Origin of the sequence: Aeromonas sp. HMWF015 (genome assembly GCF_963878965.1) — a bacterium.
GTDB lineage: Bacteria > Pseudomonadota > Gammaproteobacteria > Enterobacterales > Aeromonadaceae > Aeromonas > Aeromonas veronii.
This window is the reverse complement of sequence record NZ_CAWNZT010000300.1, coordinates 1-3,165: the sequence shown is the minus strand read 5'-3', so window position 1 is coordinate 3,165 and position 3,165 is coordinate 1. Positions and strand designations below refer to the sequence as shown.

2 protein-coding genes are annotated in these 3,165 nt (G+C 64.5%); one reads left to right on the top strand and one right to left on the bottom strand.

Features of this window, described 5'->3' with window-relative positions:
* Positions 1-1,232, bottom strand: a 1,232-nt coding sequence (gene tilS, locus AACS18_RS15570; RefSeq protein WP_108612649.1) for a tRNA lysidine(34) synthetase TilS, incomplete at its 3' end; no start/stop codon positions are given.
* Positions 1,233-1,412: 180 nt separating this feature from the next.
* Here tilS and AACS18_RS15565 point away from each other — a divergent pair.
* On the top strand, positions 1,413-3,165 hold a 1,753-nt coding region (locus AACS18_RS15565; protein ID WP_181363297.1), incomplete at its 3' end, for a M13 family metallopeptidase.

The window sequence follows — 3,165 nt, the reverse complement described above, 5'->3', positions numbered from 1 at the left end:
CCATAGTAGAGGATGGGGATGCGCCCCCGCTGCCACGAAGGCACGCCATACTCCTGCAGCAACTTTTTCATCCGCCGACTGCCGCTCCGCCCCACCGGTTTGAGGGGGATCCCGGGCGCCACCTGAAAACGCACCGAGAGCGGCTCATCCGCTCGGGGGGAGCGCAGCAGATCCTCGCCGTGCTCCGCCATGCGCACCACCAGCTCGCCCAACCCGTCCGGCAGGGTCAGCGGCTCGCCCACGGTGAGCGGCAATACCTGATGACAGGGTTGCAGGTCAGGGCTCACCAGATAGAGCCGCTCCTGATAACGGCGGCAGCTCTGGCGCCCCCAGTTGAGCTGGGGATTGGCATCGCCGCGCGCCAACGCCACCTCCTGCCAGAGCCGGGCAAGCTGCTCGCGGGATGGCATATCCCCCCCCTGACGGCGGATCCAGTAGCGCAGCAGGTTGTTGCGCCGAGTGGGTGAAAGGGCGTGCAGCGGGCCGATATGGAGCGCCTCCCCCTCGCCCGCCAGCTGCCAGTCGCTCTCGGCCAGCTCATCCAGCAGCGCTTCCTGCTCGGCGCACAGGGCCATGCTGCGCGCCGCGGTCTGGGCCATGGCGGGCCAGCGCGCCTTGAGCTGGGGGATAAGCGTCTGGCGCAAAAAGTTGCGGTCATAGCTCACGTCCTGATTGCTCTCATCCTCCACCCAGCCAAAGGGGAGGCTCGCCGCCGCCTCGGCCAGCTCGGCGCGACTCATATCGAGCAGCGGCCGCAACAACAGGCCACCGGCAAAGGGCTGGCTTGGCAGGATCCCCGCCAGTCCACGTAGACCGGCGCCGCGCTTGAGGGCCAGCAGCAGGGTCTCCAGCTGATCATCCTGATGGTGGGCGGTGAGCAGCCACTCCCCCTCCCGCATCCGGGCAGTCAGCCGTTGGTAACGGGCGGTGCGGGCCTGCGCCTCCAGACTCTCGCCATTGCTGCGGATCAGGGTCACCCGCTCGACCAGCAGCTCCACCGCCAATTGCTGACACACGGCTTCACAATGAGCGACCCACTCATCGGCATGGGGGCTGAGGCCGTGGTGCACGTGCAGGGCGCGAAGTGGCAGGCTGTGCTCGCGGGCATACTGCGCCGCCAGCACCAGCAGCAGGGTGGAGTCGAGGCCGCCACTGAAGGCCACCAGCAGACCGGTGGAACCTTCCGGCGCTGGCATAGTCAGACAAAAGCGAGAATAAAGATGAGAAATCATAGGCTTCCCCAAAACGGACCGGCCGATCTTAGCAGAGTCGGGCTTATCAAGCTGCAACCCTGCTGCTAGAGTGAGGCTCGCCCGCCCTCTCCACCAGGCTGGCCGCAAGGCGGTCGCACAACTGATTGGAGCAAGGAAGATGGGCTGGGAAGCAAACAATCCGAATTGGAATCAAACAAGATGAACAATAAGAAAAGCTTACTAGCCGGCCTGATTGGACTGGCACTGCTGGCTGGCTGCAGTCAGGCACCGCAAGACTCCCCCAAACACTCCGGGCTGGCGCTGGCCAATATGGACATCCAGGTCAAACCCGGCGATGACTTCTTCCGCTACGTCAATGGCAAGTGGCTCGCCACCGCCAAGATCCCCGACGATCGCCCCGCCGACGGCGCCTTCTACATGCTGCGGGACAAATCCCTCGCCGATGTGCGGGTGCTGGTCGAAGGGCTGGCCAAGCAGGAGGCCGCCACCGGCACGCCGACCCAGCAGATCCGCGATCTCTACGCCAGCTATCTGGATCAGGCAGGCCGTGACGCCAAGGGGCTCACCCCGCTGGCACCGGCGCTGGCCGATATCGACCGGATCGGTGATCAGGCTGCGCTGGCCCGCGCCTTTGCCCAAAGTGGCCGCATGGGCGGCGGCGCGCCGTTTGGCATCTGGATCGACGCCGATGCCAAGTCCCCCGACCGCTATGTGGTCTACCTCTATCAAGGTGGATTGGGGCTGCCGGATCGGGACTACTACCTTAAGCAGGATCCCGAGAGTCAGGCCCTGCGCCAGAAGTACCAGCAGCATATCGCCGCCATGCTGAGCCGCCTCGGGGAATCTGACCCGAGTGGCAAGGCCAAGCGGATTCTGGCCCTCGAAACCCGGCTAGCCACCATCCAGTGGGACAACGTCGCGCTGCGGGATCGGGAGAAGAACTACAACAAGCGCCCCGCCAGCGAACTGGCACGGCTCGCCCCCCATCTCGACTGGCAGGCCTATCTGAACGCTGCGGGCATTGCTGGTCAGCCGGAGCTCATCATCGGTCAGCCGACCTATCTGAGCGCGCTGGATCAGGTGATGGCCCAGACCCCCATCGCCGACTGGCAGGCCTACCTCAAGTGGCAACTGCTGACCGACTACGCCCCCTATCTCGACAGCGAGACCGACCGCGCCAACTTCGCCTTCTACGGCACCACATTGAGCGGCACGCCCAAGCAGCGCGCCAGCTGGGAGCGGGCGCTCGGGGTGCTGAACGATCATCTGGGCGAAGCGGTCGGCCAGCTCTATGTGGCCCGCTACTTCCCGCCAGCAGCCAAGGAGCGGATGGAGCAGCTGGTGGAAAACCTGCGCACCGCCTACGGTCAAAGCATCAAGGAGCTCGACTGGATGTCGCCCGAGACCAAGGCGCAGGCACTCGAGAAGCTGGCCAAGTTCCGCCCCAAGATCGGCTACCCCGACAAGTGGAAAGATTACAGCGCCATCACCATCAAACCGGATGATCTGGTGGGCAACCTGCAACGCTCGCAAGCCTTTGAATACGCAGACAGTCTGGCGCGCCTCGGCAAGCCGGTCGACCGGGACGAGTGGCACATGTCGCCGCAAACGGTGAACGCCTACTACAACCCGAGCAACAACGAGATCGTCTTCCCGGCGGCCATCTTGCAGCCCCCTTTCTTCGACATGACGGCGGATGATGCGGTCAACTACGGCGCCATCGGCGGGGTGATCGGCCACGAGATGGGCCACGGTTTTGATGATCAGGGGGCCAAATCCGACGGTGACGGCATGATGCGCGACTGGTGGACACCGCAGGATCTCAAGGAGTTTCGCTTCCGCACCAGCCGTCTGGTGGCCCAGTACAACCGCTTCGAGCCCATCAACGGCCAGTTCGTCAATGGTCAGTTCACCCTGGGGGAGAACATCGGCGATCTGGGCGGTCTTACCA